This window comes from Nitrosomonas sp. Nm34, assembly GCF_900113925.1.
Lineage (GTDB): Bacteria > Pseudomonadota > Gammaproteobacteria > Burkholderiales > Nitrosomonadaceae > Nitrosomonas.
On record NZ_FORD01000014.1, the window covers coordinates 1 to 25565 of the forward strand.

The window sequence follows — 25565 nt, forward strand, 5'->3', positions numbered from 1 at the left end:
ACCAGGCTACCTTGCAACAGCTCCACAAAGCGGTGGTAACTCACCAACCCTGGAAAATAATCGCGCTGATACCTCAACACGTCATTCAGGTAATAGTGTTTAAACGTCCGGTACCCGGATAGATGAAACCCCACCATGATGGTCATGATTTCGCTTAGACACAGCGCTCCTTGCCGCCGACGCCGTTTCAGCGATGACTCTAATAAGTGCTGCTCCCATCGCGGCTCAAACTCTTTACAAAATTCGTCACTCTCACAAAAAATCGTTGTAGTATCCATGGAAATCTGACTCCTCTCATGATGAAATTCTTTTGCAAAACCATTTCATCATAAGGAATTCAGGTTTCTTTTACAGCTTTTCTTATGTCGAACTCACGTTAAATAATTACTTGGTATGGAGCTGTAACCGCACAGTATCATCCTATTATGGATACATACAAACATTCTTATAAATTTTAAAAAAGCCGCAGAAAATAATACTAAATTCTTTTGTTAGGTATTAAGTATATATTTTTTATCATTATTGATTGGAAAGTACAAAATGAAAAGCATCACAGCCACACTTGCACACAAAACACTACCAGGAAGTAAATCATTCGCAGCTAAGGAAGGCGCCTCGATTCAGGGGTTTAATTCCATTTCTAAATCAAAAATGATTTTGTCGTCTTCACCTTGCCGTATTATTGATGCTATCTGCGGCTCGCCTTCGCGTCATTTTTGATTTAGAAATGGAATAATCTGTGCACGCAAGCGGGCAACGCTTTACTTCTCTATTTCTCACTTTTACATCATATTCTTTGACATTAATCAAGTAGCTATGATGCTACATGCTGTAGATTATCCTCTGGTGTAACTAAGAAGATATAAAAATGAGTATGGAAAATATTACGACAACAGAGCCGGTCAATATCTCGACCAAAGGTATAGCAAAGCAGCTTGAAACCGACATCGCCAAGCTAGAACGGTTCACTGCGATATTATCCGATCTAGTTCGGCTAACTAACGATGATGAGATAGGTGTGCTGACGGAGAATGGCAGAGACCTTTGCGATAAAATAAACTGCTCATTATCTCAATTATTACAAAAATTGGAGGAGCATAAAACCGAAGAAGTAAAAAAGCATTATGCAATTTTATCTTGTCCTGATCGCTCATTATGTGATGCGTCTCCCGAACATCAGGGGCATATTTATGAATTCGACACCAAAAAAGACCGGGATACTTTTTTATCAGTAATTATTAATCCGCTTTTTCAGAAACTGGTGGTGATAGTATAATTTAATAAAAATCCGCCAGATAATTTATGATCTGGCGGGCTCTGCTCAGCAATCATTCCATTTATCACAATTGTCTCAATCATCAACCCCAATAGGCTGTTTATATAAATGACAAACTTGTTAATGGACTCGATATGTTTGTTAATAAGGCTTTCATAAATCTGAACCCTTATTACCGCCTGATTAATAGCTATCACATATACATTATTTATGAGTGGTTTATGAACTAATTTTACTCGCTTGATATCCAGACAGACGCCAACTGTATTTTATAAAGCTTCACACTATAAAATAGAAACCAAAAATACCAGCCAGCGTTGCGTTTCAATCAAAACCTAAAAAATATTTGTAAAGACGCTCTCTATTCGTAATCTTGATTTAAATACCAGCCTAGAGAGATATCCAAGTTAATAGCCTGATAACACAAAACCGACATTGCCCGTATTAACGCCTAAAAAATACCTGCCCGCTGCTATGCCATATGCGGGCGCGGGCGGATAGGGTTGATTGTAATAAATATTCTGCGTGTTGTAATGATTATAGTGGGTATGACGGTGATGATGGCTCTGATGGCCATGATGGTGATGATGGGCATGATGGCGGTGATGATGATGACGATGGCCTTTTTTAGCCTCAGCTACCATGGGCGCTGCTAAAGCAACGCTTAATAACATAACAGATAAAAATTTTAATGCCATATTTATATTAGTTCTTGTTTTCATGTTGTACCTCTTTAATCGTTATTTATTAGAATGACTTCTATTGGTAATAACTTTACAGTGAATATCATGAATACAAGCTGAATAAACTGAAAAATAGAATTGCAAATGCTTATATCTTATTTGCATAAGTGTGAGAAAAGTTATAAGGCAGGATACTTCAATTAAGAACTAAAGAGAATAAGATCGCCCTTAAAATAATTTTTCTAAGTTAAATTTTGAGCCAGTCGGAAATAGACACACATGAGAAACGCCATTGACGCACGAAGTTATAGTGGCTGTTGACGGTCCATTGTCATTGAAATTAAAAGTTACTTTTAGCTGAATATCAGAAGAACTTACGCCGACAACATTTGTTAGAGAAGCGCTGTTACCTCTCCGGGTACCAACCATTGGCTCCCATGGGGTATTAGGCACGGGGTCAACTATAATCACAACCATTTTATTATCTACTTCATGTACTGTGGCATAGCCTGAAGTAAAGCCACTAACGACTACTGAGTAAATGCCATCATACGGTCCCGCGGCATATAGCGTGCCCGATAGAGAAAAAAGTAGAAATAACGCAATTATTTTTTTCATTCTAACAGTCAGTCCTGTCTAATTAGGACTTCCAATAACCAGAGAGATCATGAAAAATGCATAAAAATAAAGTATAACAGCCATCCTGTCTGGGAGCACAGCATTATTCAATAAGAAAATTATTGGAAATAATTGCAGGACTTCATAGTGGCTATTCCAGTATTTTTCTATGGTTTTTGCATTTCTACTTCTTATTTCTTCATGGCTGATATGCATGCCATGTTTTAGAGCATTCTGGCTCGTGAGGTATGCTGAGTTTTATGGAGTCCAAAGTTTCATAAAATATAGACATGAAATGGAGGATATAGATGGAACAATTACTCCGAACACGATATAGCCAGGAATTTCGCGAGCAATCGGTCAAGTTTTTTAAAGAAAGTGAATTGACGCTGGTTGAAGCAGCAAAACGATGATCTTTACCTAAAGGAGCGTTAAAGAACTGGGTTTATGCTGACCGGCAAGGCGAGCTCACAACTTTAGGTAAAAAGCAGAGCCCACTGGTTGAGCTTGAACTGGAGTTATCCAGGATCAAACGTGAGTTGGCAGAAGGTGAATTCCTATTATAAGTGCATAAGCCGTCTATCAAGCTGGGATCATTACTAACCGAAGCAGCCAAGAGCAAGGTATGGTAAAAGGTAGTCCGGCATACCGCTGACGGAAGACTTTATGGCTTATGCACAACTTACCCTTGCGGAAAGGAATTATATCGATATGCTTCTGTAATAGCATGATTCAATCTCTTCCAATATCAAGCGAGTCTGAAAGGGTTTGCGATTCGCTTGGTTATCAAATAATCTAGCTTGCCGCAACGGCATTCGCTTAAACATAGATTGAATAACGATGTATGGGTTGACCGGGACGAAAATCGGAAAGCAGACATCCCGTCTAATTCTATTTCCAAATCAGAAATGACACGAAGGCGAGCCGCAGACAGTATCAATAATACGGTAAGGTGAAGCCGACAAAGTCAGTTTAGATTTAGAAATGGAATTAGACACCAATGGGCATCAGTGAACAGATTTATTCCTATCCGTTTACCGTACAAGCATAACTTGTTTTAACTCAAAAGTTAGTACTGGCAGATCAGGGACTAATTGCAGCTGGGCAGCAAAGGTGGATATATCATTAGTGTCACGGATATTCACAAACGGAATGGATAGCTCACCAGTGGTTTGATTAAAGCTAGCGTTGTCTCCCCGAAAACGATCAGCCAGTTGTTCAGTTTGAGTTAGCTTGAAGCGTGGTGGTTGGGTATCCTGGATAAGCTGCAGACGAGCACGGAAAGTAGCGCTATGATTGTTATCAAAATTGACATCTACTGCAGGTATCTCAAGAACGGCAGAATCAAAACTGGCATTGGGCACCAGTTTATACACTGCACCCGTGGTTTCGAACGGAGTTCCGGTCATATTGCCGAGTACATAAAGCTCTTTATCGATATCCTGCCCGAAACCAAGCACCCAAAAGCCAGGTTGTGCATGCTCGGTCAGATCCATTTCCAGGATGCTACTGCCATCAGAATAAAATATCCTGCCATCGCCATTCCCAGTCTTGGCCACATCCCCAAACAGATATATACCTTCTAAAGCTGGGATGGCCTTACCCCGATAAATAAAACCACCAATGACAGCGGTACCTTCATTGTGATCATACTGAATGACAGGATCGATGAAATTGCCCGCAATCTCGGCATCGGTAACGAACCCTGGTTCATTACCGTTGGGCTCAAAACGGAAGCTTCCTTCTTTTAACCCCCAGCCATAATTCCCGCCAGCTTGAACCAGATTAATCTCTTCAATATCGTTTTGTCCTACATCGGCAAGCACGAGCAAGTTCGTTTCCGGATCAAATGAAAAGTGGAATGGATTACGAAAACCATAAGCATAAATCTCTTTAAGCGCAGTGTCTGAACCGACAAAAGGATTATCGTTTGGGATACCATATTGCCCATTATTCGAATTACTTCCAACTGGATCAACCCGCAGCAATTTACCAAGAGGATTGCCGGTATTCTGACCATTGCCATTGGGGCCATGCTCCATCATTTGACTGCCACCAAAATCCTGACCATCACGATCATCAGCGCCGCCACCATCCCCGAAAGCAATATATAACATGCCATCTGAACCAAAATTAAGTGCCCCTGCATTGTGATTGAATTGGGGTTGATCCACAGTCATCAATACTCGCATCTCTTTCACATTAGCCTGGGCCTGATTCAAATTGTTAGGATTTAGCCGCCATTCCCTGATTACTGAGCGGTGATTAGGGCTGGCGCCAGGAGGAAGTGTAGAAAAATCACTTTTTTCGCCTGCGGGCTCTGAAGTATAGGTGTACAGCAAACCATTTTCAGCGAACTGGGGATGAAAGGCAAAGCCGAGAAAGCCTCGCTCATCAAATGAATTGCTTCCAGACACCCCTAACGGTACTAACAGATCAGAAAAATCCAGGAAAATTTCTTTATTGTTGGTAGTAAGGTTGATGCGCCATAATTTCCCGTTCTGATCACTAACATATAAATGATCAGGATCATTTGGAGCAGGGGTTGCCCAGTTTGGCGCAGTTAAGCCGTTCGCTATCTGTTTCAATCTCAATCGGACTGATCCTCTTTGAATTGGCGCTAGAATTGGATCATCAAAGCGTTGTTCTGATGCTGAAGTCACAGGTTCACCCGATGTCGCTGGGTTAGCATTAATCTCTGACCATTTGGTAGAAATGAATATCAATAGCAGTAAAGACAGAATAGAATAATAAATTTTCATGTTGAACCTCCCTGTACCACAAATAAGTTTTTACAGATTCAATCCTCGCTTCTTGACGCATAAGGATGGTTGGAGACTTCAGATTATTAATCAGTTATGGGGTGGCGCTATTATTTTGGTCGAGCAGCGCTTGAACGAAAAAACATAGGTAATGGATCAAACCCATCCAAATTTTTGCTTAATGATGCTAAGGAATAACCAGTAGACAGACAATAATGCATCAGCATACAATTTTTCTTACTAATATTAGCGTGGATGATTGTTCGCGCGCCCAACATGCACAAATGGAGCTTGATCATGTCCAAACTGCCTAACGCTGATTTCCTTCACCGCCTGGCGGACATCGCCGACGCCGAGACGATGCCACGCTATCGGACCGAGCTTGCAGTCGACACCAAGTTCAACGAGGGTGACACCTTCGATCCTGTTACGGAGGCGGATCGAGAAGCTGAGATCTCGATTCGCGCCGCGATCGAAGCCGAATACCCTGATCACGCGATCCTGGGCGAGGAATTGGGTCAGACTGGTAACGGCTCTTTTCGCTGGGTGCTGGATCCGGTAGACGGAACCCGTCCCTTCATTTGCGGTCTTCCCGTATGGGGGACGCTGATCGGCCTTACCGTCGACGGCCGGGCCGAGATGGGGATGATGAGCCAGCCCTTTATCGGCGAACGCTTCTGGGCAGACGTTGAGGGTGCGTGGTACGAGCGCGCTGGCAAGCGCCAGCGTCTTTTCACCCGCAATGTCGGTGCGCTGTCGGAGGCGATCCTGCACACGACCTCGCCCGAGGATTATCACGGCGATTTAAAGCAAGGGTTCGACCGCCTCGCCGCGTCGGTGCGGATGACCCGCTATGGCGGCGAATGCTACGCACTTGCTATGCTGGCGGCGGGGCGCATTGACCTCGCCGTCGAACCCTCGCTTCAGCCCTACGACATCGTAGCGCTGATCCCCATTATCGAGAAAGCCGGCGGCGTCGTGACACGGCTGGATGGTAAACGGGCCGAGGAGGGTGGATCCGTCCTCGTTTCAGCAACGCCGACCCTGCATTTCGAGGCGCTGCGCCTGCTCAATGGCTGCGCTTGATCATTCAGCAAGTTTCCATGACCAACAAAACCCGCCAACTTGCTTTCGCCGACGACTTCATCCGCGCGGAATGTTAGAAGGAACTCACCTTTCCTTATGCCGAACTCACGTTAATAAAATTGAGGCGACTAGTTCTTCCGTATTTGTGGCTAGCTGGCGTTCTGCTTTGGGTTGGTGTTGCGTGTTTGGGTGCTTTTGGGCCTTCATTGGACAGCCCTTCATGCTTTGGATTGTGCAGGCTTTTGAGCTCCCATTTAAGACCCTGCCGAATATTCATACTGACTACTTACTAGAATTAGTATTGGCTATGCTAGGGTTTAGCGGGGTGAGGATGGTAGAGAAGATCAAGGGCGTTGCTAAGTAATTGACTGAAAGGTGTAGGTATAGGTTGAGGTGGTTAATAATAAATGATGCTTATTAGACTAGTGAAGTTTTTGCACTAGTCTAATTATTCTTTATTACCAAATTAATAACAGAACCATAATGACTGAATAAGGGATCTTATCTTGTGTCACTGTCTCATGATAATTAGATGAATATTATTCCTAAAAAATATTCTATTACTATTAAGTAGGCATTAACAAAAGATAATCTTGAGTAGGTTCCTCAATTATATTAGTCTCATAAATTCGCTTTGATACTTTTTTTTCATGTATTTCTAGCTGAGTATATCCTGATTTTGAAAAAGAAATCCTGCTTTTCGAAAAGGATTGGTTCTCAAATGCATTGACTAAATATAGCCAGTCAATATCAGATTTATTGTTTATCGGAGTTTGGTTTAGATTATTAATTATATTGTCAGCAAGAAATCCAATTTTTTTACATTCCGATTCAATATTCTGAAAATTCTTTTCTCTTTCTCTATGATCTTTAATAGTTTTGTAAATAGATAATGCCGCGGCCAAAGTTAATACTATAGTTAAATCAGTCATTGCTAGTTCTCCCCCTTTTTAGTTCACTCACATGGTTATCAAACGTAGCTAAAGCTGTAGAAATTTTCCCGAGTGCAAAATTATTATCTTTTATTAATTTACTTAACTTATTTTCATTAAATAGATTGGCAATCATTTTAATAAGATTAGAACATAGTATATAAAAAATAATACCGACAACAACATAAAATGCTAATTCGTTGTCTATTATAGTCTTTAATATTTTATAAATCGTTGCGAGAGCTATATTGAGTTGCTCTAAATCGACATCAGCGAATTTTTCTAAATTATTTGCCACTAAATTTTATCCGTAAAGTTTCAGCTTTACTTTTTGCGATTTTCAATTCTTCTATTAAATCATCAATAGTATCTTCGTAAAACTCGCATAAAAAAGATTGCTCGTCTACAGTGTTAATTTTTAGGATATAAGGGTATAAATTAGTTACTATTTCTTTTCTTCTAATATCAAAAATTGGACGAACATCAGTAGTGATTTGAAAATTTTCTATTCTGCTATATCTGTCTTTAATTTTTTCTATTTTTTGATCTAGAAAGTAGCTTTCAAGTTGAGAGATAGAATGATTTAGTTTTCGCCATCCATTTCTAGCTTCTGGACTGCTTTCAGATAGACGATCTATAGTATCGTTTAGATCTGAAATAGCATCTTCATAATTTCGTGCATCAGTCACGAAACTTATTAATCTCAATAGTGCCTTTATTTCTCCAGTTTCATCTTTAGTTATAAATCTCTTTAATTTTAATGTTCTATCTAATGCATTGTTGTTGCTCTCTGCATATATGGAAATTATATCGGTATAAGCAGAATCATCAATTAAGTGTATGAGTTCTAAATCAGATATTAAATCCATATATTTATAATGAGTTGCATTAGAGCCCACACAAAAAGGAGTTGTTAATAAGAAATTTCTTATCCTTAAAAGCGGCGTGAATTATATCAAACATTATCTAGATTGAATAATCGACTTAAAGAAGGGTAGAACGTTTGCACATTTCATCGTATTGTTATTCGTCGAATAGGTGCTTTATACTGCGCTATTCATCAAGCGCTTTAGAAATTGTTATGATAATTAATACTCCAGTTGAACCAAGTAGCGAATCGATCCTGCCTGTTCTGGAGCGAGCAAAGCTTAACCCTGTCACTTGTTATTGCTGTTTTGCAGTATCGAATTCCCGCTGGGTTTCCATCTCCTGCAGAGGGATATTCTGAGAAAGGGCTGGATATCAGTGATTATCTGGTACGCAATAAAGCCTCTACCTATCTCTTCCGAGTGATGGGCGATTCTATGATCGGTGCTCGCATTCATGATGGTGATATGCTGGTGGTTGATCGCTCAATCAAACCTAAACACGGGCATATCGTTCTGGCAGTAATTAACAATGAATATACTGTAAAGCGATTGTATTCCTGCAGTGGTGTGATTGAGCTTCATGCTGCTAATCCGACTTATCCTGCTATTCGATTCCGTAAAAATGATGAATTGCAAGTGTGGGGAGTTGTAGTTGGTGCAGTAGCACGCTTTATAGTGTAATTATGTCTGATATTTACTAGCTTCGCATTCGCAGCGGTTGGTAATAAATAATGCTTACTGAACTAGCACAATTTAGTGCTAGTTCACATAAAGAAATTACTCTGACAAATCCTCCAGGTAATTTTCTGCATCCTTTTTGGTTTTGAATATAAGAGGTGAATTACTGTTATTTTTAAAATTATTGACAGCACAATCAAAAAGCCACTCATAAGCCTTTTCCTTAGTGTCAAATACACTTATTTTGTCACAAAAATTTCCTTGATCCCTCCATTCACAACCCTCATACCGCAACACTTTTTCTAATTCAGGCTTTGAGCCCGTATGCTTAAAGATATTATCAGTAACAAGCTCAGCTTCTGATTTTTCTTCAAAGAGATCTCCGGAAACTCTAAACCAGATTGCTTCATCTACATAGTTTTTCCTTCGAACACCTGAAGGAGTTGTAATTTTTTCTGCAAAGGATTCAATCAAATCAATATAATCTTCTTCAATGATAAAGCCATCTTCTATAATGTACACCGGGTCCATTTTACTTCTCCCTTTAGTTACCTGATTCCGTCAGGCCGATCTGATCCATTTTTTATAAGATGATTATCTGGCAAGAGACACTTATACAGCTCTGCCGACATTAAGAGCTGCAGTATTCGGAACTTTGAAAATATATTTTACTTTACCAATCTTAATGGTTACTGAGCAATTTGCAAAAAATGCACATTGCTTATTGCACATTAAATCCTCTTGGCAATATCCTCAATACTTTCTCTGTAGTAAATTTGAAGCTGGTCTCATATCACGATGACCAGATATCCTCGCAAGCGTTAAAATATCCACCTTCTTGGCTAGTCTAGTGATAGCTTCTGCCCTGGTGTCATGAAAATGCAGGTCTTCAATCATTGCCCTGCCTTTAGCCTTCCTGAGCAACGCATCAATCTGGCTTGTACGCAGATTAAACACGGATTCCGCAGATTCATTCACGGATTTTAATTGCTCGATAATCCTGATCGCTTCACTAGACAATGGCACATTTCGAGCAAAACTATTCTTTGTCATTGGTAAGTGCGCGACTCTCTTTTCAATATCAACATAAGTCCAAGTAAGAGAAGCAATTTCACCTGTGCGCATGGCTGTCTCAATCGCAAATATTAAAGCCGCGCCAACTCTAGCTGATATAGTTTCTGGCTCCTCTGTATACTCATAACCAAGCGCAAACAGTAGACGGTCTATTTCGTCTTGCTCAATACGTCGCTCTCTGTGCGGCGGTTCTTTTGGCCGTTTAACTTCCTTGATAGGGTTTTCCAAAAGCCACTTCCATTCGTTCTTTGCTATATTTAAAGCATGCGTAATCAGGTTCCAATCACGGAGCACGGTACCAGCTTTCACGGATTGCAACCTTCTATCCCGCCATGCTGCAAAATGCGTCTAGTTTAGTTCGCTTAATTTAATCTTTGAGATTTCATCTTCAGACAGCTTGCTAAAACGCTTAAGCTCAAATGATCCACTGCGCTTAGTTGGTGATACTTGTTTGCCGTATCTATCCATGAGATCGCCAAACGTTTTATCAGGTATAGTATTAAACTTTCCAGATAAAATTTCTTTCTCTGTTTCAGCAATCCACATATTGGCTTCGGCTTTGGTGCGGAAGGTTCTGGACTTCCTGATACCCATCTTGAAGACCGCAGCTTCATAGCCGTTATTTTTCTTCCTGATAGTACCCATAGATTCATCCGTGAATTTAACCGTAATTTATCCGTGAATACTACCGGAAATTTGTTAAATCTTGTGAATCTTTGTTGAAACTAGAGAGAAGGAAAAACTATTAAGAGGCTCTTAAAACAATGCTTTTTGGGGATTTTTTGACTTTTGGTGATTGCTGTCAAAATAGTCGGTGGTGCCCGGAGCCGGAATCGAACCGGCATGGACGTATAAGGTCCGAGGGATTTTAAGTCCCTTGTGTCTACCAATTTCACCATCCGGGCAATCAAAATTAGAATATTATTTTTTCTTTACTATCAATAGATTGGTATTAAAGGTAATATTGCTAAGAATTTGTTATTATACTGCGAAATAACGTTCTAGAGAATCTATTATTGTGAACAGATTGTGTGAATCTAATTAAAATGAATCCGTTCAAATCAATTTTTATTTGATGGGGTGGTGGTGAGTCCTCGTCGCGAATTAAACCAAGATGCGTCCAGCATACCCTTACTTTACCTATTCTTTAATTGGCAAAAATTGCTGTCTAATAAAAACTGAAAGTTGGAGCTATTTCTGTGTCTATATGATTTAGTCTAAAAAATCTTCTTTGCTAATATAAAAATGGATCAGTCCAAATAAGCTAAAGCCAGCAGATCATTTTAGCTTCGTGGCAATAAAATTTACTGTTTTCAGATTTGCTTTATCTGTACATAGTCAATTTATATCGGCGATAAAGTTATTAACTTTAGAAGGTATTTGGCAGAAATTAAAATAGATCTTGCTTTTACTGAAGCTATATTTCACCTCATGGTGAATGAGGTGTTGGTAGCAAAGAATGGTAGAATCTCTAATTCAGGTAACTAATTGATAGTTAAGCCTGAGCGATTCGAGTGCAAGGATAGTATACGCGTGTTTGAAGTCCCGTGTGTCTACCAATTTTCCTATACAGCAATCGAAACAGGCTGAATTTTTGGAGGCGGGGGTCGGAATCGAACCGGCGTAGACGGCTTTGCAGGCCGCTGCATAACCACTCTGCCACCCCGCCAATTATTTTTTTAAGATCAGAATGTGGTCTGTATCGTAACACCACGATGAATAATATGATATGGGTTTTTTATCTATTTGTTAAAAAATCCAATTTATCTCGATATTGGAGCGGGAAACGAGGCTCGAACTCGCGACCCCAACCTTGGCAAGGTTGTGCTCTACCACTGAGCTATTCCCGCAATTTTGAGTTTTACGTACTCAACAACACAATTCAGAAATAAAGAGAGGATTATAAAGATGCTGTTTATTTTGTCAAGAAACGCATGGATCCAGTCTTCCTTAAATTGTTATTTTTCGGTTTGATCTATCATCGCAACACTTGCTGTAACCATCTGCTTATATCAGCCAGCTCCTCAGAACAGACAGAATGCTCCATTGGATATTCATGCCACTCAACTTGATAACCGGCTTCTGCTAGCTGTTGCTGGGAAGTTTTCGCTAGGTGGATTGGTACAATCGGATCATGGCTGCCATGCGCCATAAAAATGGGGGTAGAGGTATTAGCATGATGTGTTTCCTTGGCAAGGGTATGCGCTAATGGTAGATAACTTGATAGTGCCATAATGCCTCCTAATTTGTCTGGATAGCGCAGGCCAACCTGTAAAGCCATGACGCCTCCTTGAGAAAACCCAGCTAATACAATATGGTTAGAAGAAATGCCACGTTGATTTTCTCGCTCAATCAGTGCTGTAATTGCATGTTGGGAGCGGCGAATACCTGCTTCATCTTCATAGTGAGTTAGATTCGTATACTTGATATCATACCAGGCACGCATAATAAAGCCTTGATTAATGCTGACCGGTTGTTTGGGTGCGTGAGGAAAAATAAAACGTATTGCGGTGTCAGGTGGTAGCTTGAGCTCATGTATAATAGGCACGAAATCATTACCGTCAGCGCCAAGCCCATGCATCCACAAAATTGAATGAGTTGGTTGTGCGCCTGTTTCTAGCTCAATTGCAGGAAGTTGCTGTGATAAAGGGGGGAGCATGATAGAGACTGATTGATTCGATTAATAATAAAATTTGTTTTTCAAAAGCTATACAGGTTACAGGAGATGTGCATGAAACGCAGGGATTTTATCAAATTGATCGGTGCAAGTATTACCTTGCTTCCTATCACTCCATCAACTTTTGCGCAAACCACGAGTTCTAGTAAATGGCGCAGTTATCGTTTGTCATATCAGGTAACGTTACCTCCAACGGGTAAGCATGCACGTCTTTGGTTACCACTGCCGGATACCAACGACACGCCTTATCAGTTTACTCAAGGGAGTGTTTGGAATGGTAACGCCAAATCAGCAAAGTTTTATACCCTTCCCCAAACGGATTTTCCTGCATTTTATGCTGAATGGAACGGGGATGGAGAGCGCCTTGTCACAGTGAGCAGCATCGTCAAGACTGCACAACGGCAAATTGATCTGCAACATTATAATGCACCAGCCAAAGCAATTATTCCTGACAATATCAAACATTTTCTGCAATCTACGCAACAAGTACCATTAGATGGGATTGTGCACCAAACCGCTTCTGCCATTACCAAAGAAAGTAAGAACAGTTCTCCTTTGCAGAAAGCCAGGCTTATTTACAATTGGGTAATTGACAATGCTACTCATGACCAGAGCGTGCGGGGTAGAGGCAAGGGCGATATTAAGCAAATGCTGGCAAATGGCAACCTGAAAGGAAAGTGTGCGGACATTAATGCCTTATTCGTTGGCTTGGCGCGCGCTTCAGGCATTCCTGCACGGCAGCAATTTGGTATCCGGATGGACGAATCAGCGTTGAACAAAAATTTAGGTAAGTTTGGCGATATCAGTACAGCGCAGCATTGCCGTGCGGAGTTTTACCTTGCCGGTCCTGGCTGGGTGCCCGTTGATCCGGCTGGTGTGTGTGAAGTCATCGCATTAGATAACTTGCCGCGCAATCATGAGCAAATTACCGCGTTGAGAGAGAAATTGTTCGGCACTTGGGAAATGAATTGGGTGGCTTTTAACCATGGAGAAAATATTACTTTGGGTCAGAATAGCAAAGCAGGAAAGGTACCCTTCTTCCTGTATCCACATGCTGAAATAGATGGAAAGCAATTGGATAGCCTTGATCCGCAGACATTTTCATATAAAATTGTGTCAGCAGCATTAATTGGTACAGGAGCAAAACTTTAAATAATCAGAAAAAATCTCGTGCACAGGATAATGAGGAAGTGGGTTTGTGTTAGATAAACTCATTGCCCTTATAAAGACTCATCAGGGCAATGAGTGTCAATCAGTGCTTATGATCTTGAATATTGGTTTCTGCTGATGCCGTTGAACAGATAATAATGAGTAAGGCGGCATGAGAGTATATTTAAATACGAGTTAGCGCTCTAGTTTATCCAATTTGTCCTTAACAGTGGCCCATTCATCAGCATCCTGCGGCGCATCTTTTTTCTCGATGATAGGTTTCCAGATTTTGGATAATTCCTCATTAAGGGCAATGAAGCCGCGTTGATTGTCAGGAACATCATCTTCAGCATAAATCGCTTCCACAGGGCACTCAGCTACACATAACGTGCAGTCAATACATTCATCAGGGTCAATTACTAGAAAATTGGGACCTTCGCGGAAGCAATCCACCGGGCATACATCGACACAATCAGTATATTTACATTTGATACAGCTTTCAGTTACTACATAAGTCATGATGGAATTCCTTGCGTGGTACTTATAAGATTCAGAATCCTGAATTTTATCAGAAATTGAGGGGGCTCTACTACTCTGTCGACGGGCTTCTCAAGGAGAGAGTCGGAATAATGCTGTAAAAATAGATTAATTTAATGTTTCAAAAGCAGAACACATGGTTATTTTGAATATAGAAGATTATTGCATTGACTCAAGCTTATTAAAACATATCCTGTGCTCATTTTAATAACTCACTGAATTAACGAATATTATGCTGGGCATTGCGACGGGTTGCATGCAGAGGATATCATGTGTTCTGCAGAAACAGATGAATAATAAAAATAAATACTGAATACTATGAAAATCGTTACCTGGAATGTTAATTCACTTAAAGTTCGTCTGCCGCAGGTCATTAACTGGTTAGTGGCTCATCAACCAGATATATTATGTTTACAGGAAACTAAACTGCAGGACGAGTTTTTTCCAGCCGCTGAGATTGCAGCGCTTGGCTATCAATCCGTTTATACCGGACAGAAAATGTTTAATGGCGTTGCGCTATTAAGTAAGCAAAATGGAGCTGATGTAGTTACGGCAATTCCCAATTTGGATGATAGCCAGAAGCGAATCATCGCGGCAACTTATGAAGATGTACGTGTCGTCTGTGTGTATGTGCCCAATGGGGAAAGTATTGAATCGGATAAGTATCAATATAAGTTAATGTGGCTAGACGCACTGAACCAATGGCTCAGTAAGGAGCTGGAGCAATATCCGCGCTTAGCTTTGCTCGGAGATTTTAATATTGCACCGGAAGATCGAGATGTGCATGATCCCGATTTGTGGAGAGGTCAGGTACTTTGCAGTGAGTCCGAAAGAAATGCCTTCCAGGAATTATTAAAGCTCGGTTTCGTTGACAGTTTTCGTTTATTTGATCAGCCAGATAAATCATACACGTGGTGGGATTACCGTATGCTTGCTTTCCGCCGCAACAGGGGATTGCGTATTGACCATATCATGCTCAGCAATGAGCTGGCCAGTATCTGTAAAAGCTGCATGATCGATAAGGAGCCCAGAAAATTGGAACGGCCTTCTGATCATACGCCCGTTATAGTTGAAATTGCCCAGGACTTGGAACAAGCTCGATCCTGTAACTAACCGGACAACTCGTTAACAGCTGGTCAGGTTCGGCGCGGGAGGATTTGGATCATCCCGATTGAGTGTTTTCACGCAAGCTGAATCAGAAATCAATAAGCCGATTACCCTCTGTTACGAGCCCAGTGATTTATTCAGAAACATTTCAATGCGTTTGCCGAACCTGAGATATTTCTGAGTTATCTCTCAAAGTAACGCTATTCCATCGAATGCAGACCAATCATGTTGCCTTCGGTATCCACCACCAAAGAAATAAAGCCGTATTGACCAATGGATTTCTTTTCTTGCACTATTTTTCCTCCAGAAGCGGCCGCACGAGCAGCCGCAAATGCGCAGTCAGTGCATATAAAGTAAACCAATACGCCGTTTCCACCGGATGAAACGCCTTCCTTCTTGACCAATGCGCCAGTTATTCCTCTTCCATCCTTTTCCATCGGAAAAGCCCATAGTTCTATTTTCATTTCCGGCGGAGAGTTAAGCTGTTCCAGCTTAACCTCAAAAACAGCTTCATAAAAACGCTTAGCTCGCTCGAGATCTTGCACGTAGACTTCAAACCATCCCACTGGATTATTGCTCACTTGAATATCTCCTAAAAATGCAAATCATGTGTTAACACAAGAATGAGTTCAGGATCTTTAACTTTTTATGAACTACTGATGCCGTCGGTTACCGAGTACCTTATTCCATTTTTAAATCAAAACGGATTTTTTCGGCTTCACCTTGCCGTATTATTGTATTGATACTGTCTATGCTCGTTTTCGCGTCATTTTTGATTTAGAAATGGAATTATCCAAATTACTTAAGGTAGTTAAGGATGGCAACAAAAAAATGAGAAACGGATATGCGCTGGATTTTTATACTCTTCATTAGAAGAGATATGATGAGGATCGGCATATATGGCTATCGTTAATCTTCTTTTTCTTGGTGTTTTAGATAAATTCTTGCTTTTGCACTGCATTAAATTTATTTTCGGTTTGCTGCCTGTCAACTTTCTGCGCGACGATTGCATAGCGTCCTTTATCTCGACCCTTGGTGGGAAAGTTCATGAATTCTCCTACTAATATTTGACAACCTAGACTACGAAGAATATGGTTAGTATCCTCTGGCGTATTCGAATCGTAAAAAAATTCTTGCCCAAACATGGTGTCAATAAATGCTGGGTGTGCAGAACCGCCGACTGTAAGCATGATCTTTCCCCCTCCTGGCAGTTTCTCGACAACGTTGCGCAAGATAATGGTGTGCCGCGAGCGATCAATATGAAATAGAGAATCCCAGATGATAGCAGCATGGAAATCGTTGTTGAAGTCATACTGTTCAATAGGGGACAGAATCCACTGCTCATCTGGAAAACGTTTCTTGGCAAGCTTGATTAATTCTTCGGCCTGTTCAATGCCAAGTATCTCATGGCCTTTGGAAATCACGTACTCTGCCATGGGACGACCGGTACCACAGCCAAGATCTAACACTAAAGCATGACCCGGTAAATCGGACAACAGTAAATCAAGATAATCTTGCTCGCGCCCGTAGAATTCTTTACGGGATTCATCCCATTGACTGGCAATCCTGTTGTATGAGTCGCGGTTCATAGAAAAGTTTAATGAGTGCTTCGATAAGTTAGAAGGCCGCATGTTATGGTCGAGGCTCAAATTTGTTGAGCTGCCTATTTTTGGCCTATGGCAGCTAACTAGTATCAACCTCAGAAGCCATATTGCTATTACGTAAAAATGGTATCGACTATCGTGATTCTCACCGTGCTGCTTTTGTTTCTTAACAGATGAATGAGTTAGCTTTCAAACTACATACTCACTTCTTCTCCATAGTCTTAATAAACGCGTTAGCTTCATTGATAGATTTTTCCATCGAACTAATGAGTGAGGATACATCAGACTGGAGTGTGCCGAGTTCTCCCTTCAATGAAGCGATTGCTTGTGCGTTCAGGTTATGTTTGAGGTACATGACTTGATCCTTGAATACCGTTAGCACCGGTTGAAGCTTGCTTTCGGCATTTTTCATGGTGGTGATCAATTGCTGGTAGTGCGCTTGGGTGGCTAATAGTTTCTGCTGGCTGCTGCGTTTAAGTGATGCGTTGGAATATTGGGTGATTTCTTGTTCCCATTCGTCAAACAATGCCTGGGAGACATCTTCGATAGCAGCAATGCGATCGCTGACTTCGTTTGCCTTAGCGACACTGGCTTCATATTCGCTGTTCAATTTCTTGTAGACTGCTTCCAGGTCACCACCTTTGAAGTTGGTCACGGCGGTGAACTGCTCCAGAGCTGATTTGAACTGCTCTTTGGTTTCTTCTTGGGTGTCACGCGCATTTTCCACTCGATGCACTAGCACATCGCGCTTGGGAATTCCGATTTTTTCCAGCCCACTGTAATAGAGGGTGGAGCAAGCAGATAAAGAAAATAATAGCAGGCAAGCGAAGAAGCGAGATAAGCTCATCATGATGTTTTCCTCAAAAGAATCAGTCAATGAAAAATTAACGGAGGATCCCTCGCCGCAGCATTAGCCACATGACCTTGAATCCCCACAGGATCGGGTAGCGTCGCAGCATGGGTGTAACTTCAACCCGGACACCGCTATGGCGTTCTATTTTCCACGCAGCATAGTTGAGGTAGTCATGAAATGTCAGTGTAGCTTTACTCAAGCGTAATATCGAGAGGATTCTTCCCTGCCAGCGCCTGAGACGCCAGCACAAGCGGGCTCGTCGGTTATCTGATGGCGTAGCCTGACAGTAGTAATAAGGCCCATCGGTTTGAACAGTCAGCAGGCCATTTAAAGCGGGCAGAGCGGCAGCCGTCAAACGTTCATAATGATTGAGACTAAGCTGAGCGAGGTGACGTGCTCGCGTGGCCCGTTCGGCGCGTAGTTCTGCGGCGTAAGTCAACATCAGGCCCTGAGTCCAGATTTCTTCAGTATTTAATGCGTGTGCTTCAAGTGCTAACAGACTCGATTTCAGGAATTTAACGACTGCTTGCGCCATAGCCACATCAACGCGTTGACGGATGAAATCATCACGCGCATAGAGTAATCGTGCTGGTTGAGCAAAGCGTGCCCAGAGATAGGGATGAAACCAGTAACGGTTGCCGTATTCGAAATCGGCGGTTGAGAAGACTGCATACTTGGCACGGAAGATTTTTTCCTGCTGGGTGACTTCCAAATAGAATACATTGGGAGGAAGCCAGGTATTCAGATAAGCGAGATAACGCTTAGCGTAGGCATTGCGGTAATCATTGACCAGTACGTGGAAATCGGCGATGCCTTCAGACAGATTGCTGGTGTGTAGACAGGATCCATATAGGATGATGGCATCCAGCGAGTCAGCAAAGCGCTGTTTGATTGCCTCAGTCAGATACTCGAAATCAGGGGAAACTGTTTGGGCATTCTGTGAAGCGATAATTTCTACCAATGGTGCGGGTGGTTGCTCAGTGTGGAGTGATTTGTTCTTTTTCATCGTTAACTCAAGTTACAGTACGAGGAAGGTAATGGGTCCGCTAGCCGAGATGCGTAGGGGTCCATGTTGGCGCGAGGCATGAAACAGCTCGCCATCTATGATGTATTCATCATCCAGCGGTAATTCCAGCACCTGGGTATTGTAACTGACATAGCCGTCTTCCTTCTTGAGGTTATGTCCACGACCTGTGATTAACGGCAAAATCGAGCACCAGAATTTTTTGCTATACTGTCGAACAAAAGTAACATGCAGAGGTGCTGATTCATTTCCCCAATAAGGGCGAATGCCCATCAATAGCTGTTCCAACGCACTGACCAGAACTAATAAATAGCGTTCCTCGCGTCTTGTTCCCGTTTCGTCTTCGATAGTGATTTGTACCGGTGCCCATTCGGGCTGCGGCCGCCCCAGAAAGGTGCCTAATAAAGAGCGTAATACGATGAGTGTGGTAAAAATATCCCCGGTAATGCCTATTTGTTTGATGGGACTGCGCGAGAATTTGACTCCGCGCGCAATCAGCCCCAGCCCCAAAAACATGCCATAGATTTTTTCCCGTCCTGTTTGTTCAATACACAATACCGGTCGTTCAACAAGTACGGGAGCTGGACGTGGAGCAGGTTGCTGCAGATAGTGTTTTAAGCGGCGCAGGATATGATCCGGTTTGCCGCGCATGCCCAGATCAAGTGCAGTCATATTGGTCGTTCCGCCAGGAATGATCGTCAGAACCGGCCATTGTTCAGACGGTAACCAGGCATAGAGGCGATTGAGTATCCCTTGAAAGGTACCATCCCCTCCAAGGATAATTAGCCAGTCAATCTTTGCCTGAATGAGTGCTTTTACTGAAGCATCGAAATCTGCGGCAGTAGTGACGATCCACTGGTGGATACCGGGTATCTCAGCCAGTAACTGCTTGATCAGGCTATAACGTTTCCGTGCCTTTCCGCCCAATGGATTGAGGATCAATCCGACACGGGCTGTTCCTGTTTCCAGACTATGAATGCGTAATGGCGCTACCATTTTTCTCAGCAAGGGGAACGCGGGTAAATACTTTGACCGCCAGTTGCTGTCTGTCTCGTATTGGGTCAATTGCTTCCATCCACGAGGTGAGTGGTCCCTCTAGGCGTCGGACTTGCCAGGCAACGAGCACTCGCCAGGCGAGAAAAAGTGTTGATAAGCCATGCCAGCCCACAACCATTAAGAATCCGATATCCGGTCGGTCAGCAAGCCAACTTGCTGTCATTAGAATCAGATTGGGATTACGCCGCGCAGTGATGAGGCGATTGAACGAATCAATGCGTTGCCACATAAACATGACAAAAGGCGCAAGCCAGAATTCGAATAACCCTTCACAGATACGTCCACCAATGTAACCGACAAATATCAGCCAGACCCATAATTCCAGATTCGCTAGCGGGAATGCAGTGGTCGTTAAACCGACACCCCAGGCAACGTACCATAACGGTGGATGAATAATATCCAGGCCATGATCCAGTACATCGCCCAGCCGGCTTGAACTAAGCGTGACGCGTGCCAGTTTACCATCCACCGTATCGAGGAAAGTCATTAACCATCCCATGACCAAGCCACTTGCGTAGTAACCGTACCAGAAGGCCACTCCTGCGAAAATTGCTAATAGCAGACTGAACAACGTCACCTGATTGGGCGTTATTTTCCAGCGCACACAGAGGTGAGTTGCCCAAAATGCAGGTATAGGCCATAGCCATTTGGTGACGAGGTCGGTTACGCCTTTATAAGAGCCTGCGAACAATTCCCATTCAAGTGCCTCCCGATTAGCTGCGCTGATCGGGAGGATATAGGGGGGGTCTTTTTTCTTCAGATTCTGCTGGATACCTAGCTGTAAATCTTTCAGAGCGTATTCCTTCATAAAGGAGAATGCTTGCATATTTGCACTGCTTAAGGCTCGAAGCAGGGTGGGTATATTTTTTCCGATAGTGCGTATGGCAACGGCCATGTCGCCTTGATATAGTACGATGTCTTCTTGCAAGTTAATCAAAGCAGTAATCACCCTGGCATCATACAGATGATCGGCGCGCAGCAGCAGCGCAGGCGCATCGCCCGGAATGTCTGCTGGGTTATCAATCAGATGGGTTTGTTTGAGAGATGCTACCGTACGTAGCAGCCGTTCGCGGCCACTCAATCCCCAGAGGCTGGCTTCGCTTTCACCGAGGATATAAATATAAGTTGTCGACATGAACTAAAATTGAAATGGGGTGAAAAATTAATAAATTCGCCGCAACCACAGAATGATCAAGGTAATAAGGATTAAACTGGGAAGAATGGATGTCAATACCAGATTCAATTGCAGCAACAAGCCCGCATTAGCAATGATCTGGTCGAGCAGATAAACCCCGACTCCGATGACGGTAGCCAGAGTCAGTTTACCTCCCAACCCCTCACGGACCGAACCGAAAATAAAGGGAATGCCCAGCAATATCATGGCGATGATCATGAGTGCGTTCCCTATCTTACGCCAGATAGCCATGAGATATGCATCGGCTTTCTGGCCAGTCTCTTGCAGAAATTCTGTATGTCGTATTAGCTCCACCGGGGAAAGGCTTTCGGGAGGCTTGGTCAATGTAGAAATATCTTCTGCTTTAAGAAAGGATTGCCATTCTACGGTGCTGGCAGTGGTTAGTGCGATGTTTTTCTCTGTGAATGTTCTGACAGTTACATTATTTAATCGCCATAATTCATTATTGAGGTTATCCGCAAACTTTGCATGTGTATGCGTAGCAAGCAAGTTCTGTTCATTAAAATGCATGATTTCAATATCAATTGCGATGTTTCCAGGCAGGATTTCACCGATACGTAGGATATTATGCTCATTGCGTGTCCAGATCCCAAGCCCCTTTCCTAGCTCAGCGGTTTTATCCATTGCAGTCGCCCGGAGTGCAACAGCGCTTTGCTGAAGCTGTGGAGCGATGAATTGTTCCATCACAGCGATGATCAGAATGAACGCCATCCCAATGCCAACAGGGACGATACTAAGCCGGGCGGGTGACAATCCGGCGACCCGTAGGGCCACTAATTCGAGATTAATGGCTAATTTGCCTAGCGCACCAACTGTGCCCAGCAGAGCGATAAAGGGCGCAATCTGAATAAACCGGCGTGGCATCAGCATGGCAACATACAGAAAGGCATCTCTCGTCTGATAAGTGCCTTTGCCAACATCATCGAGTTGCTCCAATAAATCGAAGAAACTGAATAACGGTAATAACACTAGCGTAGCGAGGGCCATAGCCATTACTATCTGTTTGGCAATATAACGGGAGGCAGTTTTCATTATCTTTTAAACAATTTTTGTCTTGAGCCAGGCAAAAGCAGTCCGGCGATAATAAAAAGTAGCAGATATAGCCACCATATACCCGGTATGGCGGCGACGATGCCTTGTTCTACCCATGTTTGAGCCAATCCGCTGAGATTATAGTAAATAGCAAACACGGTGGCGGCAATTAGAAAGGTTTTATCGCTTTTGTTTTGACGGGGAGAAACGCGCGTAAACGAGACAGCGATCAAAGCCAGCAGAATAGTTGCAACTGGACGGGAAAGCCGCCATTGAAGCTCTGCAATATCATGCGTTCTTTCGGATCCCCATAGCATACGTGTGGGTGCAGCTTTGCGACGATGCCACTTTGATTGCTCGCTTTCAGTAAAATAGGTCATTTTTTCATATTGAATCGCACTATCACTATCTTTTGGGTAGGCAATACGATAAATATAGCCGTCAAACAATTCGATATGCGGCCGTTGTTCCAGGGATATCTGTTGCCGCTGAATGGCTTCCTTTGCTATGACAATCTCACTGATACCCTCTTTCTTGATAAAGTGAAATACTTCTTCCAGACGCATGCCAGAATTATCCTTGGCTTGTACAAAAACCACGCGCCCGCTCTTTTCACTGCCGTAAAAACGTCCTGCCTGGAAACGATTGGCATTGAGTTCGGCTTCAGCTTGCGCGTTAAGAATATAGGTTTCAGCATAAGCCCAGGGACGTGCATAAAGTGAGAGCGCACCACTCATGATGCCTACAGGAGCCGCAACCAATAATACTGTATAGAGAACACGATAATCGCTGAATCCGACAGAACGCAGTATATTCATTTCTTGATCCCTGCTCATTCTACTTAATCCATAAATGACAGAAACATAGAATGAGATAGGGATCAACACTTCCAAAGCAATGATCGTTTTGAGCATCACTAGTTGAAGCATGGCGACCATGCCGAGTGTTTCAGTGACCGCGCCAGCCAATAATCGAGCAATACTAAAGCTAACGAAAAGTCCGACAAGAATGCTGAGTACAGTGAGAAAAGGGAAGAGCAGCTCTCGTGTGATGTATTTCTCGATGATTTTCATTAAATCGGATTATTTTTGTAAGTATTGATCTGGCTTGAATGGAGGGCCGCATTACCAAACATTTAACCAGGAAGTTATTTAACTATCTCTAAATAAGATTTTATCAACAACCAGTCATCAAGTTTATCAGCATCAATTCCTGCCCGAGTAAAGGGTAAAGAAATTGTTTCAACATAAAAAAGCCAATTCACTGAAACAATTTGCACTGTGTTAGTGTTAATAATAAAGCTAAAGCGGATAATTCTCAGTACTACCTATCAGCCAAAGATCTTGTAATTAAAGGCCAAGAATATTCGCGTTGATCAACTAGAGCGTTTTTTTATAAAGCCGGTATCGCTTATATTCTTGGCAGCCAATAGTTTCGAGTATACTGCGCATAGGCTTGTTATCTTCAAGGATCCAGGACAGTTCGACTTTTTTGATTCCTCTGACAAGCCCGATTTCTCTCGGCGCATCGATCACCATAAAAGCCAGTGCCATGCCAAGCGGCGTATTGTGGAATTGCTTGCGCACACCCATTAGCGGAATACGGGCAGTCTGAACCGTGTTGGATTTTAGCTGCTTAATTAAACGAAGCCAGCCTGTCGGAAACAAATTACCATTGAGTTGGGCAAAAATTTCATTAAAGTTGGGAAGGGCTGCCATAAATGCAACAGGGACTCCCTCTACTTCCGCAACCTGGATATATTCGCTTGGGACTAGCCAGCGCAGACTGTTGCCAAGCTCAGCAAATTCCGATTGGGTAAAGGGGACAAATCCCCAGTTTTCTGACCAGGCATCGTTGAAAATATCACGTAATATTTCCATTTCTTCACTGAATCTATCGCGGCGTAGCGTTCTCAGCTTAATTTGGTTTGAAAATTTCTGAATCACCGTACGCATGATTCTTGGTGGTTCAAAATCAACCGCAATCCAATAGGCCAGGAGATCTTTAGCAGGCTGGTAGCCGCATTGTTCCAGTAATGAACCATACCATTTAGGTGAATGCGGCATCATGACAACTGGTGGTGTTTCAAAGCCCTCTACTAAAATACCGCACTCCTGATTGATGGATAGATTAAAAGGTCCAGTTACCTGACGTGTGCCCCGTTCAGCAAGCCAAGTTTCGGCAGTATGCATGAGCTTGGCAAAGACCTCGCTATCGTTAATACATTCCAGTGAGCCAAAATGCCCCGTATCTGCACCATAACGTTGTCTGTGAAGAGTGTCCACTTGTGCACTAATTCTACCTACGGGTTGTTTGCCTTTATAAGCAATCCAGGCTTGCCATTCTGCATGCTCTAAAAAAGGGTTAAATCTGGAAAAATGCAAGCGTCGCTCCAAGCGAAGAGGAGGCACCCACATAGGATCATTTGCATAAATTTGCCAGGGAATGTCAATAAATGTACCCATCTCACGGTAAGAGGTGACAGGATGCACGTAAATAGGGTTATTTTTCTGCTGATCTATTTGTTCACTCATGATATAAAGCGGATCGGCAGGCTCATGTAATATTGCAGAAACCATGAGCACATCGGCAATTTCTCATCATGTCAGGTGAGGTTGAATGGAATAAGCAAAACCGGAGCAAAAATATCGGCAAGCTTGCCATTAAAGCTTGTTGGTGTTCAATGGCTTGCCTAATTCAAGTCAAGTTTATGGAAAACTTTTTTGTTTTTACCGTTTAAATTGATCAGTATAGGCCAACAGATCGGTTACAAGCTGATGAAAGGCTTGTTTTGCATCGTGCTCTGCTTCAGATGGTGTCGTTGTATCAGCTTGCTTTTCATCAATTGCACCATTCATGCGACAAAAATCATAAAATTTATTCCAAGCGAGGTTGTAATCACGCAGCTGTTTTTGGGGAATAAAAATTTTCAGAATTTCAAACGCTTCGCGCATGACGGGTAATCTTGTGCGTAAATGAGCCGAGAGATCTTCCGGCCAGTGCGTAGGAACTGGATATAAGCCAGCAAGTTCTGTTCTGAAAGTGGTGTCATAATACTCTACGGCATCTGCTCGTCGTCGACGATTAATAATTTCGACGAAAATGGCAATAGCGATGATGAAGCCAAGTAATGTAAATGGCCACAACGGGACCATAATGAAATAATTGGTAATTTGATCTAGGTATTTATCCAAAATTTCCTCGACTTTTAACGTATTGGTTAAATTAGAAAATATAAATACAAAATATTAAATTCTTTGAAAATTAAATGATTTGCTCAATCTTGTAGAAATTGTAATCGATATTGCCATAGGATAGCGCACGGATCAATATGACATACCTCGACAATTGCT

The 25565-nt window shown here is 42.5% G+C and carries 28 protein-coding genes, 3 tRNA genes and 1 pseudogene; 7 read left to right on the forward strand and 25 right to left on the reverse strand.

What is annotated here, in order from left to right; translation table 11 throughout:
• A pseudogene (locus BM283_RS07720) lies at positions 1-278 on the reverse strand (IS982 family transposase); the annotation flags it as partial.
• A 262-nt stretch (positions 279-540) separates the two neighbouring features.
• Here BM283_RS07720 and BM283_RS07725 point away from each other — a divergent pair.
• Both BM283_RS07725 and BM283_RS07730 read left to right on the forward strand, forming a co-directional pair.
• Entirely contained in the window at positions 541-720 is a 180-nt protein-coding gene (locus BM283_RS07725; protein WP_090691700.1) for a hypothetical protein, read from the forward strand.
• Between the two features lie 148 nt (positions 721-868).
• On the forward strand, positions 869-1276 hold the full coding sequence (locus tag BM283_RS07730; protein WP_090691703.1) for a hypothetical protein: 408 nt from the start codon (positions 869-871) through the stop codon (positions 1274-1276).
• 407 nt (positions 1277-1683) lie between these two features.
• Here BM283_RS07730 and BM283_RS18755 read toward each other — a convergent pair whose 3' ends face one another.
• The 3 genes from BM283_RS18755 to BM283_RS07745 all read right to left on the reverse strand — a co-directional run bounded on the left by BM283_RS18755 (position 1684) and on the right by BM283_RS07745 (position 5339).
• Positions 1684-1998 (reverse strand): hypothetical protein, encoded by a 315-nt coding sequence (locus BM283_RS18755; RefSeq protein ID WP_175492066.1) that lies wholly within the window; start codon positions 1996-1998, stop codon positions 1684-1686.
• A gap of 189 nt (positions 1999-2187) precedes the next feature.
• Entirely contained in the window at positions 2188-2577 is a 390-nt protein-coding gene (locus BM283_RS07740; RefSeq protein WP_090691708.1) for a hypothetical protein, read from the reverse strand.
• A gap of 1034 nt (positions 2578-3611) precedes the next feature.
• Complete coding sequence (locus BM283_RS07745) at positions 3612-5339, reverse strand: PQQ-dependent sugar dehydrogenase (protein WP_090691710.1); 1728 nt, start codon at positions 5337-5339, stop codon at positions 3612-3614.
• 297 nt (positions 5340-5636) lie between these two features.
• Between BM283_RS07745 and hisN the strand changes: the two genes are divergently transcribed.
• Together hisN and BM283_RS20530 are read left to right on the forward strand one after the other, a co-directional pair.
• Positions 5637-6425 (forward strand): histidinol-phosphatase, encoded by a 789-nt coding sequence (gene hisN, locus BM283_RS07750; RefSeq protein ID WP_090691713.1) that lies wholly within the window; start codon positions 5637-5639, stop codon positions 6423-6425.
• A gap of 70 nt (positions 6426-6495) precedes the next feature.
• Positions 6496-6789, forward strand: coding sequence for a 3TM-type holin (locus BM283_RS20530; protein WP_368086416.1), 294 nt, complete (start codon positions 6496-6498; stop codon positions 6787-6789).
• Between the two features lie 202 nt (positions 6790-6991).
• On the opposite strand, the gene BM283_RS07760 is transcribed toward BM283_RS20530, so the two are convergent.
• Genes BM283_RS07760 through BM283_RS07770 form a run of 3 tightly spaced genes read right to left on the reverse strand, consistent with a single transcriptional unit; the run spans position 6992 to position 8226 of the window.
• A complete protein-coding gene (locus tag BM283_RS07760) occupies positions 6992-7357 on the reverse strand; it encodes a hypothetical protein (RefSeq protein WP_090691719.1) in 366 nt (121 codons plus the stop codon).
• Entirely contained in the window at positions 7350-7655 is a 306-nt protein-coding gene (locus BM283_RS07765) for a hypothetical protein (protein ID WP_090691722.1), read from the reverse strand. The genes BM283_RS07760 and BM283_RS07765 overlap by 8 nt, the downstream gene beginning before the upstream one ends.
• Complete coding sequence (locus BM283_RS07770; RefSeq protein WP_139225220.1) at positions 7645-8226, reverse strand: hypothetical protein; 582 nt, start codon at positions 8224-8226, stop codon at positions 7645-7647. The genes BM283_RS07765 and BM283_RS07770 overlap by 11 nt, the downstream gene beginning before the upstream one ends.
• A 231-nt stretch (positions 8227-8457) precedes the next feature.
• On the opposite strand from BM283_RS07770, the gene BM283_RS07775 reads away from it, so the two are divergent.
• Positions 8458-8907, forward strand: a complete 450-nt coding sequence (locus BM283_RS07775; protein WP_217646478.1) for a LexA family protein — start codon at positions 8458-8460, stop codon at positions 8905-8907.
• Between the two features lie 96 nt (positions 8908-9003).
• On the opposite strand, the gene BM283_RS07780 is transcribed toward BM283_RS07775, so the two are convergent.
• The 7 genes from BM283_RS07780 to BM283_RS07810 all read right to left on the reverse strand — a co-directional run bounded on the left by BM283_RS07780 (position 9004) and on the right by BM283_RS07810 (position 12637).
• Entirely contained in the window at positions 9004-9435 is a 432-nt protein-coding gene (locus BM283_RS07780) for a hypothetical protein (RefSeq protein WP_090691727.1), read from the reverse strand.
• A 222-nt stretch (positions 9436-9657) separates the two neighbouring features.
• Positions 9658-10287, reverse strand: coding sequence for a site-specific integrase (locus tag BM283_RS07785; RefSeq protein WP_175492068.1), 630 nt, complete (start codon positions 10285-10287; stop codon positions 9658-9660).
• A gap of 39 nt (positions 10288-10326) precedes the next feature.
• A complete protein-coding gene (locus BM283_RS07790; RefSeq protein ID WP_090691733.1) occupies positions 10327-10623 on the reverse strand; it encodes a hypothetical protein in 297 nt (98 codons plus the stop codon).
• Between the two features lie 170 nt (positions 10624-10793).
• Positions 10794-10883: transfer RNA gene (locus BM283_RS07795), tRNA-Leu, on the reverse strand.
• A gap of 690 nt (positions 10884-11573) precedes the next feature.
• Positions 11574-11647, reverse strand: a tRNA-Cys gene (locus BM283_RS07800).
• A 106-nt stretch (positions 11648-11753) separates the two neighbouring features.
• Positions 11754-11828, reverse strand: a tRNA-Gly gene (locus BM283_RS07805).
• 128 nt (positions 11829-11956) lie between these two features.
• A complete protein-coding gene (locus tag BM283_RS07810) occupies positions 11957-12637 on the reverse strand; it encodes an alpha/beta hydrolase (protein WP_090691736.1) in 681 nt (226 codons plus the stop codon).
• A 72-nt stretch (positions 12638-12709) separates the two neighbouring features.
• On the opposite strand from BM283_RS07810, the gene BM283_RS07815 reads away from it, so the two are divergent.
• Positions 12710-13807, forward strand: a complete 1098-nt coding sequence (locus BM283_RS07815) for a transglutaminase-like domain-containing protein (protein ID WP_090691739.1) — start codon at positions 12710-12712, stop codon at positions 13805-13807.
• Between the two features lie 192 nt (positions 13808-13999).
• Here BM283_RS07815 and fdxA read toward each other — a convergent pair whose 3' ends face one another.
• Entirely contained in the window at positions 14000-14323 is a 324-nt protein-coding gene (gene fdxA / locus BM283_RS07820) for a ferredoxin FdxA (RefSeq protein WP_046851276.1), read from the reverse strand.
• 336 nt (positions 14324-14659) lie between these two features.
• On the opposite strand from fdxA, the gene xth reads away from it, so the two are divergent.
• Entirely contained in the window at positions 14660-15454 is a 795-nt protein-coding gene (gene xth / locus BM283_RS07825; RefSeq protein ID WP_090691742.1) for an exodeoxyribonuclease III, read from the forward strand.
• A gap of 194 nt (positions 15455-15648) precedes the next feature.
• Here the strand turns inward: xth and BM283_RS07830 are convergent, their stop codons facing one another.
• The 10 genes from BM283_RS07830 to BM283_RS07870 all read right to left on the reverse strand — a co-directional run bounded on the left by BM283_RS07830 (position 15649) and on the right by BM283_RS07870 (position 25406).
• Positions 15649-16029 (reverse strand): VOC family protein, encoded by a 381-nt coding sequence (locus BM283_RS07830; RefSeq protein ID WP_090691745.1) that lies wholly within the window; start codon positions 16027-16029, stop codon positions 15649-15651.
• Positions 16030-16380: 351 nt separating this feature from the next.
• The gene (locus BM283_RS07835; RefSeq protein WP_090691748.1) at positions 16381-17037 is read right to left on the reverse strand and encodes a class I SAM-dependent methyltransferase; all 657 of its coding nucleotides are present in this window, start codon (positions 17035-17037) and stop codon (positions 16381-16383) included.
• A 217-nt stretch (positions 17038-17254) separates the two neighbouring features.
• Positions 17255-17902 carry a DUF2959 domain-containing protein gene (locus BM283_RS07840; protein WP_090691751.1) on the reverse strand — a complete coding sequence of 216 codons (648 nt, stop codon included), beginning with the start codon at positions 17900-17902 and terminating at the stop codon, positions 17255-17257.
• A 34-nt stretch (positions 17903-17936) separates the two neighbouring features.
• Positions 17937-18911 carry a hypothetical protein gene (locus BM283_RS19935; protein ID WP_254776277.1) on the reverse strand — a complete coding sequence of 325 codons (975 nt, stop codon included), beginning with the start codon at positions 18909-18911 and terminating at the stop codon, positions 17937-17939.
• Between the two features lie 12 nt (positions 18912-18923).
• Positions 18924-19925, reverse strand: coding sequence for a diacylglycerol/lipid kinase family protein (locus BM283_RS19940; RefSeq protein WP_254776278.1), 1002 nt, complete (start codon positions 19923-19925; stop codon positions 18924-18926).
• Positions 19900-21120, reverse strand: a complete 1221-nt coding sequence (locus BM283_RS07850; protein WP_090691754.1) for a CDP-alcohol phosphatidyltransferase family protein — start codon at positions 21118-21120, stop codon at positions 19900-19902. The genes BM283_RS19940 and BM283_RS07850 overlap by 26 nt, the downstream gene beginning before the upstream one ends.
• Before the next feature lie 27 nt (positions 21121-21147).
• The gene (gene lptG, locus BM283_RS07855; RefSeq protein WP_090691757.1) at positions 21148-22212 is read right to left on the reverse strand and encodes an LPS export ABC transporter permease LptG; all 1065 of its coding nucleotides are present in this window, start codon (positions 22210-22212) and stop codon (positions 21148-21150) included.
• Entirely contained in the window at positions 22212-23285 is a 1074-nt protein-coding gene (lptF, locus tag BM283_RS07860) for an LPS export ABC transporter permease LptF (protein WP_090691760.1), read from the reverse strand. The genes lptG and lptF overlap by 1 nt, the downstream gene beginning before the upstream one ends.
• A 306-nt stretch (positions 23286-23591) precedes the next feature.
• Positions 23592-24791 (reverse strand): N-acetyltransferase, encoded by a 1200-nt coding sequence (locus BM283_RS07865; RefSeq protein ID WP_368086412.1) that lies wholly within the window; start codon positions 24789-24791, stop codon positions 23592-23594.
• Between the two features lie 150 nt (positions 24792-24941).
• Positions 24942-25406 carry a hypothetical protein gene (locus BM283_RS07870; protein ID WP_046851267.1) on the reverse strand — a complete coding sequence of 155 codons (465 nt, stop codon included), beginning with the start codon at positions 25404-25406 and terminating at the stop codon, positions 24942-24944.
• Between the last annotated feature and the right edge of the window lie 159 nt (positions 25407-25565).

Coding starts and splice junctions, on each gene's coding strand:
- BM283_RS07725 (WP_090691700.1), top strand. CDS start 541: ATGAAAAGCATCACAGCCACACTTGCACACAAAACACTACCAGGAAGT.
- BM283_RS07730 (WP_090691703.1), top strand. CDS start 869: ATGAGTATGGAAAATATTACGACAACAGAGCCGGTCAATATCTCGACC.
- BM283_RS18755 (WP_175492066.1), bottom strand. CDS start 1,998: ATGAAAACAAGAACTAATATAAATATGGCATTAAAATTTTTATCTGTT.
- BM283_RS07740 (WP_090691708.1), bottom strand. CDS start 2,577: ATGAAAAAAATAATTGCGTTATTTCTACTTTTTTCTCTATCGGGCACG.
- BM283_RS07745 (WP_090691710.1), bottom strand. CDS start 5,339: ATGAAAATTTATTATTCTATTCTGTCTTTACTGCTATTGATATTCATT.
- hisN (WP_090691713.1), top strand. CDS start 5,637: ATGTCCAAACTGCCTAACGCTGATTTCCTTCACCGCCTGGCGGACATC.
- BM283_RS20530 (WP_368086416.1), top strand. CDS start 6,496: ATGTTAGAAGGAACTCACCTTTCCTTATGCCGAACTCACGTTAATAAA.
- BM283_RS07760 (WP_090691719.1), bottom strand. CDS start 7,357: ATGACTGATTTAACTATAGTATTAACTTTGGCCGCGGCATTATCTATT.
- BM283_RS07770 (WP_139225220.1), bottom strand. CDS start 8,226: ATGGATTTAATATCTGATTTAGAACTCATACACTTAATTGATGATTCT.
- BM283_RS07780 (WP_090691727.1), bottom strand. CDS start 9,435: ATGGACCCGGTGTACATTATAGAAGATGGCTTTATCATTGAAGAAGAT.
- BM283_RS07790 (WP_090691733.1), bottom strand. CDS start 10,623: ATGGGTACTATCAGGAAGAAAAATAACGGCTATGAAGCTGCGGTCTTC.
- BM283_RS07810 (WP_090691736.1), bottom strand. CDS start 12,637: ATGCTCCCCCCTTTATCACAGCAACTTCCTGCAATTGAGCTAGAAACA.
- BM283_RS07815 (WP_090691739.1), top strand. CDS start 12,710: ATGAAACGCAGGGATTTTATCAAATTGATCGGTGCAAGTATTACCTTG.
- fdxA (WP_046851276.1), bottom strand. CDS start 14,323: ATGACTTATGTAGTAACTGAAAGCTGTATCAAATGTAAATATACTGAT.
- xth (WP_090691742.1), top strand. CDS start 14,660: ATGAAAATCGTTACCTGGAATGTTAATTCACTTAAAGTTCGTCTGCCG.
- BM283_RS07835 (WP_090691748.1), bottom strand. CDS start 17,037: ATGAACCGCGACTCATACAACAGGATTGCCAGTCAATGGGATGAATCC.
- BM283_RS07840 (WP_090691751.1), bottom strand. CDS start 17,902: ATGATGAGCTTATCTCGCTTCTTCGCTTGCCTGCTATTATTTTCTTTA.
- BM283_RS19935 (WP_254776277.1), bottom strand. CDS start 18,911: ATGAAAAAGAACAAATCACTCCACACTGAGCAACCACCCGCACCATTG.
- BM283_RS19940 (WP_254776278.1), bottom strand. CDS start 19,925: ATGGTAGCGCCATTACGCATTCATAGTCTGGAAACAGGAACAGCCCGT.
- BM283_RS07850 (WP_090691754.1), bottom strand. CDS start 21,120: ATGTCGACAACTTATATTTATATCCTCGGTGAAAGCGAAGCCAGCCTC.
- lptG (WP_090691757.1), bottom strand. CDS start 22,212: ATGAAAACTGCCTCCCGTTATATTGCCAAACAGATAGTAATGGCTATG.
- lptF (WP_090691760.1), bottom strand. CDS start 23,285: ATGAAAATCATCGAGAAATACATCACACGAGAGCTGCTCTTCCCTTTT.
- BM283_RS07865 (WP_368086412.1), bottom strand. CDS start 24,791: ATGGTTTCTGCAATATTACATGAGCCTGCCGATCCGCTTTATATCATG.